The 1,212-nt window shown below is 73.0% G+C and carries 4 protein-coding genes; all 4 read left to right on the forward strand.

Features of this window, described 5'->3' with window-relative positions; genetic code table 11:
* Positions 1–210, forward strand: a 210-nt coding sequence (locus tag G6023_RS09615; RefSeq protein WP_206680989.1) for a hypothetical protein, incomplete at its 5' end; no start/stop codon positions are given.
* A gap of 14 nt (positions 211–224) precedes the next feature.
* Positions 225–632 carry a fluoride efflux transporter FluC gene (locus G6023_RS09620; RefSeq protein WP_182635185.1) on the forward strand — a complete coding sequence of 136 codons (408 nt, stop codon included), beginning with the start codon at positions 225–227 and terminating at the stop codon, positions 630–632.
* Positions 619–1,005 carry a fluoride efflux transporter CrcB gene (crcB, locus tag G6023_RS09625; RefSeq protein ID WP_182635187.1) on the forward strand — a complete coding sequence of 129 codons (387 nt, stop codon included), beginning with the start codon at positions 619–621 and terminating at the stop codon, positions 1,003–1,005. Before G6023_RS09620 ends, crcB begins: the two co-directional genes overlap by 14 nt.
* Positions 1,006–1,024: 19 nt before the next feature.
* Positions 1,025–1,212: 2'-5' RNA ligase family protein (locus G6023_RS09630; RefSeq protein WP_472986433.1), on the forward strand; the 188-nt coding region annotated here is incomplete at its 3' end.

Below are 1,212 nucleotides of genomic sequence, written 5' to 3' on the forward strand. Positions count from 1 at the left end.
GGGGCGGGCGCCCTCGGCGCGCTGGAGTGGGAGCTGCCCGGTACGGACGGTGCGGGCCCCGACTCCACGGGCGTGGTCGAGGTGGCGGGGCCGCCGGAGACGCTCGCCTTGCTGCTGTGGGGCCGCGTCGGCCCCGATGCCGCGGGCCTGGAGATCACCGGTGATCGCGACGGGCTCGACGCCGCCCTGGAGGCCGGACTGTCCACGTGAGGTTCCCCGCCGCGATGGTCACTCTCACTTCGATGGCCGTCGTCGCCGTCGGCGGGGCGGCTGGCACGTTCGCGCGGGTCGTCGTCTCCGAGTGGGCGCCGCCGGCCCTCACCGTGACGCTCGCGATCAACGTCGTGGGCGCGTTCGCACTGGGGGTCGTCCTCACCGTGCTGCCCGAGGGCGGGGCGTGGCGACGAGAGGGACGACGACAACGACGACGACATCACGCCCGGTTACTGCTCGGCCCCGGTTTCTGCGGGGGGTTCACCACCTACTCGCTCATCGCCCTGCAGGTCTCGACCCTGGCGCGGGCGGGTGATGGGGTCGGCGCGATGGTCTATCCCGCGGCGACGCTCGTGCTGGGCGGTGTGGCCACCGTGCTCGGGATGGCGCTGGGATCGAGGGGTCATGACGGTGGGTGACGCCGTGATGGCGGTGTGGGTCGCGCTCGGCGGGGGCGTGGGCGCGGCCCTGCGCTACGGCGTGGGCCTGGCGGTCGCCGCGCGGTGGCATGGCCGGTTTCCGCTGGGCACGTTCCTCGTCAACGTGTCGGGTTCGTTCGCACTGGGCCTGGTCATGGGGCTGCTGGCCGGACCCACGGGAAGCGGCGGGACGGTGGCCGTGCTGCTGGGCACGGGGGCACTCGGCGGCTACACGACGTTCTCCACGGCCAGTTATGACACCGTTCGCCTGGCCCGCGACGGCCGGTTCCTCACCGCGGTGGCGTACGGGGTGGGGACGATGACAGCCACGGTGGCCGCCGCCGCTCTGGGGTGGTGGCTCGCGGGCTCGTGATGGATCACGACTCGGGCTTGTGGACCACCGGCGCATGGTCCACGGTGGGGTGATGGGGCATCGGATGTTCGTCGCGGTCGTACCGCCCGACGAGGTTCGCGAGGAACTGGAGCGGTTCCTCGAGCCGCGGCCGGGCCTGGCGTGGACCAACCCCGCCCAGTGGCACCTCACCCTGACGTTCTGTCCCGACGTCGACGACTGGCGCCT

Source organism: Dietzia sp. DQ11-71 (genome assembly GCF_014144995.1).
Lineage (GTDB): Bacteria > Actinomycetota > Actinomycetes > Mycobacteriales > Mycobacteriaceae > Dietzia > Dietzia kunjamensis.